Annotated in this window: 1 protein-coding gene; it reads right to left on the bottom strand. The window is 68.9% G+C overall.

Features of this window, described 5'->3' with window-relative positions; translation table 11 throughout:
• Window positions 1-68: 68 nt before the first annotated feature.
• Window positions 69-16,892 carry a type I polyketide synthase gene (locus tag BDK92_RS40560; RefSeq protein WP_121162746.1) on the bottom strand — a complete coding sequence of 5,608 codons (16,824 nt, stop codon included), beginning with the start codon at window positions 16,890-16,892 and terminating at the stop codon, window positions 69-71.
• Window positions 16,893-16,897: the final 5 nt, after the last annotated feature.

The following is a 16,897-nucleotide window of genomic DNA, read 5'->3' as shown; positions in this document are numbered from 1 at the left end:
TTGAGGTACTCCCGGAGCTGTTGCTCGTCCGCCATGTGTACCAGCTCTCCCAGATCTGCATCGTTCGGTCAGGACGGGTCGAATGCCTGGTCGACGAGTTGGAACAGCTCGTCGTCGGAGGCGGTCGCGAGATCCTTTTCCGCGACCTGGCCGCCGTTCTCGTTGTCCGTGACGGACCACGCGGACCAGATCGCCCTCAGCCGGACGCTCACCTCGGCCCGCGCGGGATCGTCCGGCGCCAGCGAGGTGAGATCGGCTGCGAGTTCGTCAAGCCCGGCCAGCACGGCCGCGGCGCCCGCTGGCTGTTCGGTAGCCAGCCGGGTACGCAGGTACGCGGCCAGCGCCACCGGGGTCGGATGGTCGAAGACCAGGGTGGTCGACAGTTGGAGCCCGGTGGCGCCGTTGAGTCTGTTGCGCAACTCCACTGCGGTCAGGGAGTCGAATCCGAGTTCCGTGAAGCCCCGGGTTCGCTCGATCGAGTCCGGGTCGTCGTGACCGAGTACGGCCGCGACCTGCGTCCGGGTCAGTTCGAGCAGGATCTGGTGCTGGGTGTCGGGATTGCGCCCGGCCAGACGCTGCGCCAGGGAGACGCCTTTCGACCGGTTCGACGGCACCCGGCGGGTCAGCGGCCGGACCAGTTCCCGCAGGATCGCGGGCGGCTCGCCGGACGGTGTGGGGGTGGCCAGCCTCATTGGGACGACGAGCGGAGTGACCGCGTCGCCGACGGCTTCGAGTAGTGCCAGTGCCTCGGCCGTCACCAGCCCTTGGATGCCGGACCGCGCGATGCGTCCCTGGTTGTTCCGGTCGAGCCCACCGGTGATGCCGCTGGTCTCTTCCCACAGCCCCCAGGCCAGCGAGAGCGCCGGCAGACCGTGTGTCCGACGGTGCGCGGCCAGCGCGTCCAGGAACGTGTTCGCGGCCGAGTAGTTGCCCTGTCCGGAGGCGCCAAGCACGCCGGACGCCGAGGAGAAGAGCACGAACGACGAAAGGTCCATTTCCCGGGTCAGGTCGTGCAGGTGCCAGGCCGCGTCGAGCTTCGGCGCGAGTACCGCGTCCATCTGGTCGCCGGAGAGCGACTCGATGGTCGCGTCGCGGATCACGCCGGCGGTGTGCACCACTGCGCTCAGGGCATGCTCGGCGGTGATGTCGGCGAGGGTCTCCGCCAACGCGTCACGATCGGACACGTCGCACGCGACGACTCGGACCGCAGCTCCCAGGGCGACCAACTCGTCGCGCAGCTCGACCGCCCCGGCCGCGGCAAGACCACGCCGGCTCGCCAGTACGAGTCGACGGGCACCGTGGTTCGTCACCAGGTCCCGGGCGACCGCCGCTCCGAGGGCGCCGGTACCGCCTGTGATCAACACCGTGCCGGTCACGTCCCGGCTCCTGGGTACGGTCAGTACCACCTTGCCCACATGGCGCGCCTGACTGACGAAGCGGAGCGCCTCGCCGACCTGGCGAATGTCCCAAACCGACAGTGGCAGTGGCGTCAGGGCGCCTTCGGTGAACCCTGCCAGCACCTCCATGAGCATCGACCCGATCCGGTCGGCGCCCGCGTCCATCAGGTCGAACGCACGGTAGGACACGCCGTACCGGTCCGCCGTTTCGGCTGGATTCCGGAGGTCCGCTTTGCCCATCTCGACGAATCGACCACCCGGCGCGAGCAGCCGCAACGAGGCGTCGACGAAGGGACCGACGAGGGAGTTCAACACCACGTCGATCCCACGGTCCCCGGTCGCCGCGCGGAACCGCGCCTCGAACTCGGTGTCCCGGGAGGAGGCGATGTGGGCGTCGTCCAGGCCCAGGTCCCGTAGGGCATCCCACTTCGCGGGGCTCGCCGTCGCGAACACCTCGGCGCCGAGTCCGCGGGCTATCTGCACCGCAGCCATCCCGACCCCACCGGCGCCCGCGTGGATCAGCACCGACTCCCCCGCCCGCAGCGCACCGAGGTCCCGCAGTCCGTACCACGCCGTGAGGAACACCACCGGCGTCGAAGCGGCGGTCGAGAAGGACCAGCCCGGCGGCATCGGCCGCACCATCCGGTGGTCCGTGACGGCGTACGGGCCGAACGCGCCGGGCATCAGCCCCAGGACCCGATCGCCCGGTACGACACCGGTGACCCCGGGGCCGGTCTCGGTGACGACGCCGGCACCCTCGAGGCCGGGCAGGCCCGCATCGCCCGGGTACTCGCCCAGCACGTTCAGGACGTCGCGGAAGTTCAGGCCCGCCGCACGCACCGCCACCCGCACCTGGCCCCGACCGAGCGGCTCCATGACATCCGGGCACGCCACCAACGACACCCCGTCGAGGACACCCTGATCGGTGATTCCCATTCGCCAGGCCCCGGTGTCGGGAACAACCAGCTCGTCGTCGCGGGTGAATCGGGTGAGTCGGGGTACGCGTATCGCGCCCTGGCGTACGGCGACCTGCGGCTCTCGCGCGGCCAGTACGGCACCGAGCAGTTCCGCGGTGAGCCCGCCCGCTGCCGGATCCAGATCGAGCAGGATCACCCGGTCGGGATGCTCCGACTGGACGGACCGGACCAGTCCCCAGACCGGGGCCGACCCGAGGTCCACACCGCTCTGGCCGGCGGCGGTGTGGACGGCTCCCCTGGTGACGACCACCAGTTGCGACTCCACGCACCGCTCGTCGGCAAGCCAGAGTTGGATCGACTCGAGGACCCGCGCGGTTGTCTCATGTGCCGTGGCCACGGTCGGAACCGTCACCCCGGCGCAGTTCAGCGTCACCACCTCTGGCACCTGCGCGGTCAGCAACAACTCGAGGTCGGCGGCGGTGTCGACCACCGCCCACGAGTCGATCGGCGCGGCGGTGTGCGGCGGCGTGTCGACCCAGGTCACCTCGAACAGGGACTCGTCCTGACGCGCGGGCACCAGTCCGGCCGGCGCGGGACGGAGCAACAGGGACTCGACCGAGATCACCGGGGTACCGGTTGTCTCCGCGACCAGCAGCGACACGGCGTCCGGCCCGGCCGGGGCGAGGCGAGCCCTCAGTGCCGACGGCCCCGACTCCCAGAGGCGCACACCGGACCAGGCGAACGGCAACCAGCCGCGCGCCGTGTCGGCGAGGAACGATCCGAGTCCGACACCCTGCACCACGCCGTCGAGCAGCGCGGGGTGGACACCGAATCCTCCACCAGCGGTTGCCGTATCGGGGAGGGAGACCTCGACGAACACCTCGTCGCCTCGTCGCCAGGCCGACTGGAGTCCCTGGAATGCCGGCCCGTAGTCGAATCCGGCGTTCGCGGCCCGCTCGTAGAGTTCCTCGACGTCCACCGGTTCCGCATTCGCGGGCGGCCAGTCCGCCAGGTTCGTCGGGACGGCTTCGGGATCGCCGGGCGAGACAGTGCCCGTGGCGTGCGGCGTCCAGGCTCCGTTCCCCTCGTCCCGCTCTGCCCGGGAGTGGATCCGCAGCGGCCGCCGGCCAGAGTCGTCGGCGGGGCCGATCCGGATCTGGACGCTGGTCGGTGTCTGCCGCTCCAGCACCAGCGGCGTCTCCAGCGTCAGCTCGTCCAGCGTTTCGCACCCCACCTCGGCACCGGCACGCAGCGCGAGCTCGACCATCGCGGTGCCCGGCAACAACACGGAGCCCTGGATGACGTGATCGCCGAGCCAGGAGCGGGTGGGGAGCGGTAGCCGACCGGTCAGCACCACCTCGTCCGCGTCGGCCAGGTCCACCACGGTATCGAGCAGCGGATGGCTCGACGAGATCCCGCCCGTCCGGCCAACTGTCGGTTCCGCCCAGTATCGGCGTCGTTGGAAGGCATACGTCGGAAGATCGACCACACGACCACCCGAACCAGCGAACACCGCCTTCCAATCCGGACGATGCCCCGCCAAATCCAACTCACCCAACGCCATCAACGCATGAACATCATCAACCCGACCCCGCCGCAACACCGACACCACCCGAACACCCGAACCACCAACACACTCCTCCACCATCGGCGACAACACCGCATCCGGACCCAACTCCAAAAACGTCTCAACACCACACTCCCTCAAACACGCCACACCATCCGCAAACCGCACCGTCCCCCGCACCTGACGCACCCAATAATCCACCGACGCCAACTCCTGCCCCGACGCCACCCGCCCCGTCACATTCGACACCAACGGCACCACCGGAACACCAAACTCCAACCCACCCAACACCTCAGCAAAACCCGCCAACATCGGCTCCATCAAAGGCGAATGAAACGCCCGAGAAACCCGCAACCACCGAACCCGAACACCCCGCCCCACCAACACATCCACAACCTCACCCAACGCCTCCCGCTCCCCCGACAACACCACCGACAACGGCCCATTAACCGCCGCCACCCCCACCCGCCCCTCCCACCCAGCCACCAACGACAACACATCCCCCTCACCCAAACCCACCGCCACCATCGCCCCACCCGCCACCAACCCCTGCATCAACAACCCACGAGCCGCCACCAACCGACACGCATCCGACAACGAAAAAACCCCCGCCACATGAGCCGCCACCACCTCACCCACCGAATGCCCCAACAAAAAGTCCGGCACCACACCCCACGACTCCAACAACCGAAACAACGCCACCTCAACCGCAAACAACCCCGCCTGCGAAAAAACCGTCTCATCCAACAAACCACCCACCCCACCACCCAACCCAAAAACAACATCCCGCACCGAACACCCAAACCCACCACCACCCAAAAAACCATCCAACAACACACACACCTCATCAAAAACACCAGCAAAAACCGGAAAACGCTCATACAAAACCCGCCCCATACCCACCCGCTGCGCACCCTGCCCAGAAAAAACAAACCCCACCAAACCCCCAACACCCGCCACCCCACCACCCACCACACCCACACCACCCACACCCGAAACCACCGCATCCAACCCCGCCAACAACTCATCCCGCCCCGAACCCACCACCACCGCCCGACAACCAAAACCCGACCGCGACGACACCAACGACACCGCCACATCCACCGGCCGCAACCCCGGCCGCTCCACCACAAAATCCCGCAACCGACCCGCCTGCGCCCGCAACGCCCCCACCGACTTCCCCGACACCACCCACCCCACCGGCCCACAACCCAAACCCGAACCCGACTCGAGCTCCGAACCCGAACCCGACTCCAAACCCGAACCCGACTTCGACTCCGGCTCCGGCGAATCAACCCCGCCAACCAACACCGGAGCCTGCTCCAAAATCACATGCGCATTCGTCCCACTCACACCAAACGACGACACCCCCGCCCGACGCGGCCGATCCACCACCGGCCAATCACACAACTCACGAACCAACTCCACCCCACCCGACGACCAATCCACCTCCGGCGTCGGAACATCCACATGCAACGTCGAAGGCACCACCCCACGCCCCAACGCCAACACCATCTTCATCACACCAGCCACACCAGCAGCCGCCTGCGTATGACCAATATTCGACTTCACCGAACCCAACAACAACGGACCACCAACACGACCCCGCCCATACGTCGCCAACAACGCCTGAGCCTCAATCGGATCCCCCAACCGAGTCCCCGTACCATGCGCCTCCACCACATCCACATCCGACACCGACAAACCCGCCGACAACAACGCCCGCCGAATCACCCGCTGCTGCGACGGACCATTAGGCGCCGTCAAACCATTCGACGCACCATCCTGATTCACCGCCGAACCCCGCACCACCGCCAACACCCGACGACCACCCCGCACCGCATCCGACAAACGCTCCACCACCAACACACCCACACCCTCAGCCCACCCCGTACCATCCGCCGCACCCGCGAACGCCTTACACCGCCCATCCACCGCCAACCCACGCTGCCGACTGAACCCCGTGAACGTCATCGGCGTAGCCATCACCGTCACACCACCGACCAAAGCCAGATCACACTCACCCTGCCGCAACGCCTGCGCCGCCAGATGCAACGCCACCAACGACGACGAACACGCCGTATCCACCGTCACCGCCGGCCCCTCCAGACCGAACGCGTACGACACCCGACCCGACACCACGCTGCCCGCGTTACCCGTACCCAGATAACCCTCGGCGTCATTGGCGTTCGCGACCAGGCCGGAATAGTCGTGGTACATCACGCCCGCATATACCCCGGTCTGACTGCCTCGCAATGACAACGGGTCGATTCCCGCGCTTTCCAACGCTTCCCACGACGTCTCCAACAGCAACCGCTGCTGCGGATCCATCGCCACCGCCTCACGCGGCGAGATACCGAAGAACTCCGCGTCGAAATCCGCCACACCCTCGACAAAGCCGCCCGACCGCGTGTAGGTCTTGCCCGGCCGGTCCGGGTCCTCGTCGAACAACCCGTCCAGATCCCAACCCCGATCCGCCGGAAAGTCGGTGACGCCGTCACCGCCGCGTACGAGCAGGTCCCACAGGTCCTCAGGGGACTTGACGCCACCTGGATAGCGACCGGTCATGCCGACGATCACGATCGGGTCGTCCAGCGTCGGACGGATCGCCGGCGCCGCCTCGACGACCGGCTCGGCGTCGGTACCGACCAGTTCCGACCGGAGCTGCCGGGCCAACGCCACCGGCGTCGGATAGTCGAACACCATCGTCGCCGGCAACCGGAGACCGGTCGCCGTCGCCAGCGCGTTGCGCAGCTCCACCGCGGTCAGGGAGTTCAGGCCGAGATCCTCGAACGCCCCGTCCGGGGAGATGGTGTCTTCGTCCGTATAACCGAGCACGGCCGCCACGTGCGTGTGCACCAGCTCCAGCAGGGCCTGGTCCTGCTCACGTACGGTGAGCCCGGCCAGCCTCCCGGCGATCCCGCCGCCACCACCCGAAGCGACGGCCGCGCGGGGTCGGGATGTCACCGACCGGATCAGACCACGCAGTACCGGTGGGGCCTTTCCGTCCTGTGCCTGTGCGCGCAGCGCGGCGAGGTCCACCCGCATCGGGAGCAGCAGTCCGGGCGCCCTACCCGTGGCGGCGTCGAAGAGCGCCAGTCCCTCCGATGCGGACATCGGCACCAGACCGCCCCTGCTGATTCGCTCGACCTGGGCCTCGGCCAACCGACCCGCCATACCCTGGGACTCACCCCACAGGCCCCAGGCAAGCGAGTGGGCTGGCAGATCCCGCGCCCGTCGGTACGACGCCAGGGCGTCGAGGAAGCTGTTGCCGGCGGCGTAGTTGGCCTGCCCCGCCCCGCCCAGGACACCCGCCGCCGAGGAGAAGAGGACGAATGCCGAGATGTCCCGCTCACTGGTCAACTCGTGCAGATGCCATGCCGCGAGCTTCGGCCCCAGCACCGTGTCCAGGCGTTCCGGCGTCAACGATTCGAACACCCCGTCGTCGACCACTCCGGCGGCATGCACGACCGCTGTCACCGGATGGGCGTCGAGCACCCGCGCCAGCGCCGACCGGTCGGTCACGTCGCAGGCGATCAGGGTCACCTCGGCGCCGAGTCCGGTCAACGCTTCGACAAGTTCGCCCGCGCCGTCGGCCGCCGGCCCACGCCGGCTGACGAGAACCAGGGCAGTGACCCCGCACTCGCCCGCCAGATGCCGCGCCACCAGTGCCCCGAGTCCGCCGGTCGCGCCGGTCACGAGCACCCGACCGTCGTGCCCGAACGGGCTACGAGCTTCACCGGCCGCCACCGGGGCACGCCCGAGCCTCGGGCTGAGCATCCTTCCGGCCCGCACCGCGAGCTGCGGCTCGCCGCCGGCAACGATGGCCGCCAACCCGGCCGGCGCCACGTCGTCCAGGTCGACCAGCACGAAGCGTCCGGGGTGTTCGGCCTGCGCGGACCGGAGCAGGCCCCAAACGGGCGCCGTGGCCAGATCCGGCGACTCCTCGCCGACAGCGACCGCCTTCTGCGTGACGAGCACCATCCGGCACGGTGCCAGTCGGTCGTCGGCCAGGAACTCCTGTGCCAGGGGCAGCACCCACTTCAGGGCCGCCGTGGCCGCGATGGCCGGCTCGTCTCCGCCCACCGGTGGAAGGCACACCCACACCGTTCCCGCCGCCGGGTCCACCGAGGGCAGATCGGGGTACGTTTCCGCCGTCACCACACCGGCCGAACGCAGACTGTACGAATCCGGACCCACGAGTACGCCGAGTGGCCCGGCCTCCGCTGGTTCGACCGGCGCCCAGGTCATCGCGAAGAGCGAGTCGGGCACGAGCTGGTCTCTCGGACTCACGGCCGCTGGCCGTAGCGCGACAGAATCCACGGAGGCCACGACGGTTCCGCTCGGGTCGGTCACGAGTAGCGCCACGCTGTCCTCGCCGACCGGGACCAGGCGAGCCCGCAGACTGGTCGCTCCCGTGGCGTGCAGCCGTACGCCGGACCAGCAGAAAGGCAGCCAGCCAGCGGTGGAGTCGGCATCGAAGATGCCGTAGCCCAGTGCGTGCATCACGGCGTCGAGCAGCGCGGGGTGGAGTCCGAACAGTGCTGCGTCGGTGATCGCCGGCTCGGGCAGGGTCACCTCGGCGAAGACCTCGTCGTCACGCCGCCACGCCGCGCCCAGCCCACGGAAGGTCGGCCCGTAGTCGAAGCCGGCATCGCGACAGCGCTCGTACACGTCGTCAACGGCCACCGGTTCCGCGTCCGTGGGCGGCCAGACCGTGAATCCCACGGGTGTGGCCCCGTCGAGCCGGTCGGTGCTGAGCGTGCCGGTCGCGTGCCGGGTCCATTGCGGGTCCGAGCCATCCCCCGGGCGGGAGTGGAACGTGACGGCACGTCGCCCCGTCCCGTCGTCCGGGCCCACTCCCAACTGGAGGTCGACACCGGTCCGGTCGGGTATCACCACGGGTAGTTCCAGGGTCAGTTCTTCGACCAGGGGGCAGCCGACCTCGTCGCCCGCGCGTACTGCCATTTCGACGAATGCCGTGCCCGGCAGGATGGCCCGCCCCTGTACGACGTGGTCGGCGAGCCAGGGGTGCGATCGGATCGACAGCCGGGTCGTGAACAGCATCCCGTCGTCGTCGGGCCGATCGAGCGCCGCGCCGAGCAACGGGTGGTGCACGGTGGCTAGGCCGACGGACTGCACGTCCCCGGGAATCCAGGACCGTCGGTCGAGCCAGAATCGTTGCCGTTGAAAGGCGTAGGTCGGCAGGTCCACTCGCTGGGCGCCGCCGACGGCATCCGAGAGGAGGGCCGGCCAGTCGATCCGGTGGCCGCGTACGTGCAGCTCCGCCGCGGCGGTCAGCGCCTGCTGTTGCTCTGGCCGATCGGCCCGCATCAGGGGCACGAAGACTGAATCCCCGGCGGTGTCGGCGAGGCACTCCGGCCCCATGACGGCCAGTACGCCGTCCGGCCCGACCTCGACGAACGTCTCCACGTCCGCTTCCCGAAGGTGGCGTATTCCGTCCGCGAGGCGGACCGGCCGGCGGATGTGCCGGGCCCAGTAGTCGGCGGTTCCGAACTCGGTGTCTCCACCCACGCTGCCCGTCACGTTCGACACGACCGGGATGCGCGGGGCAGAGAACCGTATGCCGTCGAGTGCCGCCTCGAAATCGGCAAGCATGGGCTCCATCAGCGGCGAATGAAAGGCGTGCGACACGGTCAACCGCCGGGTCTTGCGGCCCAGTCGGGTGAAGTGCGCGCCGATGCCCAGTACCGCGTCCTCGTCGCCGGACACCACCACCGAACTCGGACCGTTGACCGCCGCGACGTCGGTGCCGGGGACCAGCAGGGAGCGCAGTTCGTCCTCGGTGGCCTGGACCGCGAGCATCGCACCGCCCGCGGGCAGCGCCTGCATCAGTCGACCGCGCGCGGCGACCAACTGGCACGCGTCGGTGAGCGTCAGTACACCCCCGACGTACGCGGCGGTGATCTCACCGATCGAGTGGCCCAGCAGGTAGTCCGGCACCACACCCCACGATCGCAACAGGGCGGACGTGGCCGTCTCCAGTGCGAAGAGCCCGGCCTGGGTGTAGACGGTTTCGTCCAGCAGCGATGCGTCGGCGGTCCCCGGCCGCGCGAACGTCACCTCTCGCACGGTGCGGCCGAACGCGATGCCGTCGAGGTGTCGATCGAGCTCCGCGCAGGTTTCGTCGAACGTCGCGGCGAAGACCGGATGCCGCTCGTACAGTCCGAGCCCCATTCCGGGCCGCTGCGCGCCCTGGCCGGTGAACAGCAGCGCGAGTTTGCGGTCGGCGTGCGCGGGCTGCCGGCTCACCGCCGGACCCGGTTCGCCTGCGGTGACCGCGTCGAGTCCGGCGAGGAACTCCTGCCGGTGTTCCGCCACGACGACCGCTCGGTGTGCGAACAGCGGTCGGCTGGTTACCAACGACATCGCCACATCCGCCGGCCGCAGTTCTGTCCGGTCCGCTACAAAATCCCGCAGACGTCGGGCCTGGTCACGAACCGCCTGCGGATTCTTGCCCGACAGGGTCCATGCGACCGGCCCGGAGTCCGTCTCCTCCGCCGTCTCGGGTGCTGTCTCGAGTGCCTGTTCGAGAATCACATGGGCGTTTGTGCCGCTGATACCGAACGACGACACACCCGCCCGACGCGGCCGATCCACCACCGGCCAATCACACAACTCACGCACCAACTCCACCCCACCCGACGACCAATCCACCTCCGGCGTCGGAACATCCACATGCAACGTCGAAGGCACCACCCCACGCCCCAACGCCAACACCATCTTCATCACACCAGCCACACCAGCAGCCGCCTGCGTATGACCAATATTCGACTTCACCGAACCCAACAACAACGGACCACCAACACGACCCCGCCCATACGTCGCCAACAACGCCTGAGCCTCAATCGGATCCCCCAACCGAGTCCCCGTACCATGCGCCTCCACCACATCCACATCCGACACCGACAAACCCGCCGACAACAACGCCCGCCGAATCACCCGCTGCTGCGACGGACCATTAGGCGCCGTCAAACCATTCGACGCACCATCCTGATTCACCGCCGAACCCCGCACCACCGCCAACACCCGACGACCACCCCGCACCGCATCCGACAAACGCTCCAGCAAAAGCACACCCACACCCTCGGAAAGACCCGTACCGTCCGCCGCACCCGCGAACGCCTTGCACCGACCATCCACCGCCAACCCACGCTGCTCACTGAATCCGGCGATCACGCCTGGCGTGGACATGACGGTCACGGCACCGGCGAGAGCAAGGTCGCATTCGCCCTGCCGCAACGCCTGCGCCGCCAGATGCAACGCCACCAACGACGACGAACACGCCGTATCCACCGTCACCGCCGGCCCCTCCAGACCGAACGCGTACGACACCCGACCCGACAGCACGCTGCCGCCGACTCCAGTGACGAGGAAGCCGTCGGAATCCGCGCCCGCGTTCGCCAGCAGGGCCGCGTAGTCCTGTCCGCTCGTCCCGGCGAACACGCCGGTGCGGCTGCCCCCCAGGGACAGCGGATCGATTCCGGCCCGCTCGAACGCCTCCCACGACGTCTCCAACAGCAACCGCTGCTGCGGATCCATCGCCACCGCCTCACGCGGCGAGATACCGAACAAGGTGGGGTCGAAGTAGGCGGCGTCGTCGAGAAAGCCACCGACCCTGGGAATCTCCTCGTCGTCGGTGACGTCCCAACCGCGGTCCGTCGGTAGTGTGCTCAAGGCGTCCCGCTCGGAGACCAGCAGCTCCCAGAACTGCTCCGGCGTGTGCACGCCGCCGGGCAGGCGGCAGGCCATGGCGACGATCGCCACGGCCTCACCCGCCGTGTCGGACAACGCGACCGGAGCGGCCACGACGGTCCCACCCCACATCCTCTCCCAGAGGTGGGCGGTGAGGACGGCTACGGTCGGGTAGTCGAACAGCAGGGTCGCCGGAAGCCGCATTCCGGTGGCCAACGCCAGGCGGTTACGGAGGTCGACGGCGGTGAGGGAGTCGAAACCGAGGTCCCGGACGGGCCTGGTTGGATCGATCGCCTCCACGGACCGGTGTCCAAGCACGGCGGCGGCCTCCGTACGGACCAGGTCGAGCAGCGCGGCGTGGCGCTCCGTCTCCGGCAGCTGGGCCAGCCGCTGTCGCAGCGGCATGTCGCCCGACGTCCGGGTTTCCACCGTCCGCCGGCTTGGCGTTCTCACCATGGCGCGTAGCAGTGGTGGCACGGCACCGGACACCGCTTCTGCGCGCAGGGTGGTGAGGTCCAGCCGTACGGGCACGAGCGCGCCACTGCCCGAACGGACGGCGCGGTCGAACAGGGCAAGCGCCTCGTCACCGGCGAACGGGATGATCCCGGTCCGGGCGATCCGCCTGACGTCGGTGTCCCCGAGTCGACCGAACATGCCGCCCTGCTCGGCCCAGACTCCCCAGGCCAGTGACGTGGCGGGCAGGCCATCGGCGCGGCGTTGAAGTGCCAGTGCGTCCAGGTAGGCGTTCGCCGCCGCGTAGCTGCCCTGGCCGGGTCCGCCGAATGTCGTCGCAGCCGAGGAGAACAGGACGAAGGCCGACAACCCGACGTCGCGGGTGAGGGCGTGCAGGTTCGCCGCGCCGGCGACCTTGGGCCGGAAAACCGTCTCGACCTGATCCGGCGTCAGTGACGAGACCACGGCGTCGTCGACGGCGCCGGCCGCATGTACGACGGCTGTCACCGGGTGCTCCGCCAACAGTCGCGCCAACGCGTCGCGGTCCGCCACGTCACAGGCGGCCAGCGTCACCCGCGCGCCGAGCGCCGTCAGCTCCTCGGCGAGGTCGCCCGCACCGTCCGCCTCGGGGCCACGACGACTGACCAACAGGAGGCTTCGAACCCCGTGCGTTGTCACCAGGTGACGCGCGACGAGCGGCCCCAGACCCCCGTGTGCTCCCGTGATCAGGACCGATCCCGACGGCCCGAACCTCGGTTCGTCCTCGGGCAGGGCAACAGGTGCCAGCCGCGGCACGTACGTCCGTTGCCGACGAATCGCGACCTGTGGCTCGTCCGAGGCGAGCGCGACGTCGAGCTGTTGGCTGTCCGGGTCGGCGTCCAGGTCGAGCAGCACGAACCGACCAGGGTGCTCCGACTGAGCCGAGCGGACCAGGCCCCAGACAGCGGCCTGGCCCAGATCGGTGATCCGCTCGCCCGGGGCGACCGCTACGGCGCCTCGGGTCGTGAAGACCAGCCGCGTGCCGGCGGTCCGGTCGTCGGCAAGCCATGCCTGGAGTCGTTCGAGCACCTGGACGGTGGACTCCTGCGGGTCGGCGCCGGCGGGCACCGCGAGCAGCACGCACTCCCGCACCGGCCCGTCCGCTGACAGCAACGACTCCAGGTCGAGCCCCTCGCCCGCTGGGACCCACCCGACCTGCTGCCGCGCGACGGTGGGCGCGGGTACCCAGGACACCTCGTACAGGCTGTCCGCTGCCGCCTCGTCCAGGGCCGTGGTCGCGACCGGTCGGAGCACGAGTTCGTCCACCGTGGCCACCAGCCGGCCGTGCGAGTCGGTCAGCAGCAGCGACAGCGCGTCCGGGCCCTTCCGGCTGATTCGTACGCGCAGTTCCGTGGAGCCGGTCGCGTACAGCGCCACACCGGTCCACGAGAAGGCGAGCCGGCTCTGACCGCCGTCCGCTTCCACCGGAGCGAGTAGTCCGGCCGCGTGTATCGCGGCGTCGAGCAGGGCCGGGTGCAGGCCGAACCGGGATGCGTCCGGTTGCTGCTCGACCGCCAGTCGCACCTCGGCGAACACGTCGTCGCCACGCCGCCATGCGGCCCGCAATCCCTGGAACGCCGGTCCGTAGGCGAGCCCGGTCGCGGCGAGACCGGGATAGAACCCATCGAGGTCCACCGGTTCGGCCTCGGGCGGCCAGACCGAGGTGTCGGTGCCGGGAGCCGGTGCCCGCCCGCGTGTGCCAAGGACGCCGACCGCGTGCCGGGTCCACGGGGCGTTGTCCGCCGCGTCCTCCGCCCGCGAGTAGACCGTCGCCCGCCACCGCCCGGCCTCGTCCGGATTGCCGACAGCCACCTGCACGTGCACCCGGTCAAGCGCGAGCAGCCGCAGTGGCGCCGCGATGGTGAGTTCCTCGACGTAGTCGCAGCCGACCCGGTCGCCCGCCCGGATCAGTAGTTCGACGAACGCCGACCCGGGCAGCAGGACGGTGTCACCGATGGCGTGGTCGGCCAGCCACGGGTGGGTCCGCAGCGACAGTCGTCCGGTGAGCAGCAGGCCGTCCCCGTCCGCCAGGTGAATGGCGGCACCCAGAAGGGGATGATCGGCGGCGCTCAACCCCGCTGCCGCTACGTTGCGGACGGCGCTGTCCGGCTGGTCGATCCAGTGGCGCTCGCGCTGAAAGGCGTACGTCGGCAGGGCGACCGCCGGCGTCGGCGGAAACAACGCGCTCCAGTCGACCGGTACGCCGACCGACCACGCCTCGGCCAACGACAGTTGGAAACGTTCCTGGCCACCCTCGTCCCGGCGCAGGGTGCCGAGCGCCGAGGCGACGGCTCCCTCGGCGTCCACGGACTCCTGGATGCTGGTCGTCAGCACCGGATGTGCGGACACCTCAATGAAGACGTTGTGCCCCTCAGCAAGCAAAGCCCGAGTCGCCTGCTCAAAACCCACCCGCTCACGCAGATTCCGATACCAGTACTCCCCCACCAACTCCCCACCATCCAACCACCCACCAGAAACCGTCGAATAAAACGGCACCTCCGCCCGACCCGGCACCACCACCGCCAAATCCCCCACCACCCGCGACCGGATCTCCTCAACCGCCACCGAATGCGACGCATAATCCACCGCCACCCGCCGAGCCCGCACACCCACCTCACCCGCCCGAACCAACAACTCCTCACACGCCCCCACATCACCACTCACCACCACCGACAACGGACCATTCACCGCCGCCACCGACAACCGCCCCACCCACCCCGAAACAAACCCCTCCGCCTCACCCACCGACAACCCCAACGACACCATCCCACCCCGCCCCGCCAACACCCGCAAAGCCCGACTCCGCAACACCACCACCCGACACGCATCCACCAAAGACAAAACCCCCGCCACACAAGCCGCCGCGATCTCACCCTGCGAATGCCCCACCACCGCCGCCGGCTCCACCCCACACGACCGCCACAACGCCGCCAACGACACCATCACCGCAAACGACACCGGCTGCACCACATCCACCCGCTCCAACGACGGCGCACCCGCCACACCCCGCAACACCTCCAACACATCCCAATCCACAAAAGAACCCATCACCTCCGCACAAGCCCGCAACGAATCCGCAAACACCACCGACGAATCCAACAACTCCACCGCCATACCCACCCACTGCGTCCCCTGCCCCGGAAACACGAACACCACCCGCGGGTCACCGGGCACGACGGTTCCTCGGACGACGCCAGGCAGGGACCGTCCCTCCGACAGGGCGCCGACGCCCCCGAGCAGCGACGCCTTGTCGACACCGACCACCGCACCCCGGTGCGCCAGACCGGCGCGGGCCGTGGCAAGGGTGAGCCCCACTTGCTCCGGCGAGTGCGATCCGATCGAGGGAAGCAACCGCGTCGCCTGCTCCCGCATCGCCGCGTCCGTCGCACCCGACACGACCCAGATCGCCGGCCCGACCGTTGCGGTCGGTTCGCTGGTTGTTTGTGCTGGTGCCTGTTCGAGAATCACGTGGGCATTGGTGCCACTGATGCCGAACGACGACACACCCGCCCGACGCGGCCGATCCACCACCGGCCAATCACACAACTCACGCACCAACTCCACCCCACCCGACGACCAATCCACCTCCGGCGTCGGAACATCCACATGCAACGTCGAAGGCACCACCCCACGCCCCAACGCCAACACCATCTTCATCACACCAGCCACACCAGCAGCCGCCTGCGTATGACCAATATTCGACTTCACCGAACCCAACAACAACGGACCACCAACACGACCCCGCCCATACGTCGCCAACAACGCCTGAGCTTCAATCGGATCCCCCAACCGAGTCCCCGTACCATGCGCCTCCACCACATCCACATCCGACACCGACAAACCCGCCGACAACAACGCCCGCCGAATCACCCGCTGCTGCGACGGACCATTAGGCGCCGTCAAACCACTGCTCGCCCCGTCCTGATTCACCGCCGAACCCCGGACCACCGCCAGAATCCGACGACCACCCCGCACCGCATCCGACAAACGCTCCAGCAAGAGCATTCCGACGCCCTCGGCCCAGCCCGTGCCGTCGGCCGCCGCCGCGAAGGCCTTACACCTGCCGTCCGGGGCGAGACCCCGCTGCCGGCTGAACTCCGCGAACGCCGTCGGGGTGGACATGACCGTCGCACCGCCGGCCAGTGCGAGGTCGCAATCGCCCCGCCGCAGCGCCTGTGCCGCCAGATGCAGCGTGACCAGCGACGACGAGCACGCCGTGTCCACCGTCACCGCCGGCCCCTCCAGGCCGAACGCGTACGACACCCGACCGGACAGGACACTCGCGCCCACTCCGGTGGCGAGATACCCCGCGCTGCCGTCGGGCGCCTGGGAGAGCAGGGCGAGGTAGTCCTGGCCGCTGGTCCCGACGAACACCCCGGTACGGCTGCCCTTGAGCGACAGCGGATCGATTCCGGCCCGCTCGAACGCCTCCCACGACGTCTCCAACAGCAACCGCTGCTGCGGATCCATCGCCACCGCCTCACGCGGCGAGATACCGAACAGTGCCGCGTCGAAATCGGTCGCGCCGTCGATGAACCCGCCCTCGCTGACGTAACCCGTGTCCACGTGGTCGAGGTCCCAGCCTCGATCCGACGGGAAGGTCCCGATGGCGTCCCGATCGCTGACCAGCAGGTCCCACAGCTGATCGGGATCGTTCACGGCGCCGGGGAATCGGCATCCCATCGCAACGACCGCGATCGGCTCGTCGACGGCCGATTCCAGCTCGCTGACCCGTTGGCGGGCACGGCGCAACTCAGCGGTGACTCGCTTGAGGTAGTCGACTACCTTTTCATCAGTCTGCATGGCCG

It is taken from the genome of Micromonospora pisi (assembly GCF_003633685.1).
Taxonomy (GTDB): domain Bacteria; phylum Actinomycetota; class Actinomycetes; order Mycobacteriales; family Micromonosporaceae; genus Micromonospora_G; species Micromonospora_G pisi.
Note: the sequence above shows the minus strand (reverse complement) of the source record. Positions and strands in the feature narration are given on the sequence as shown.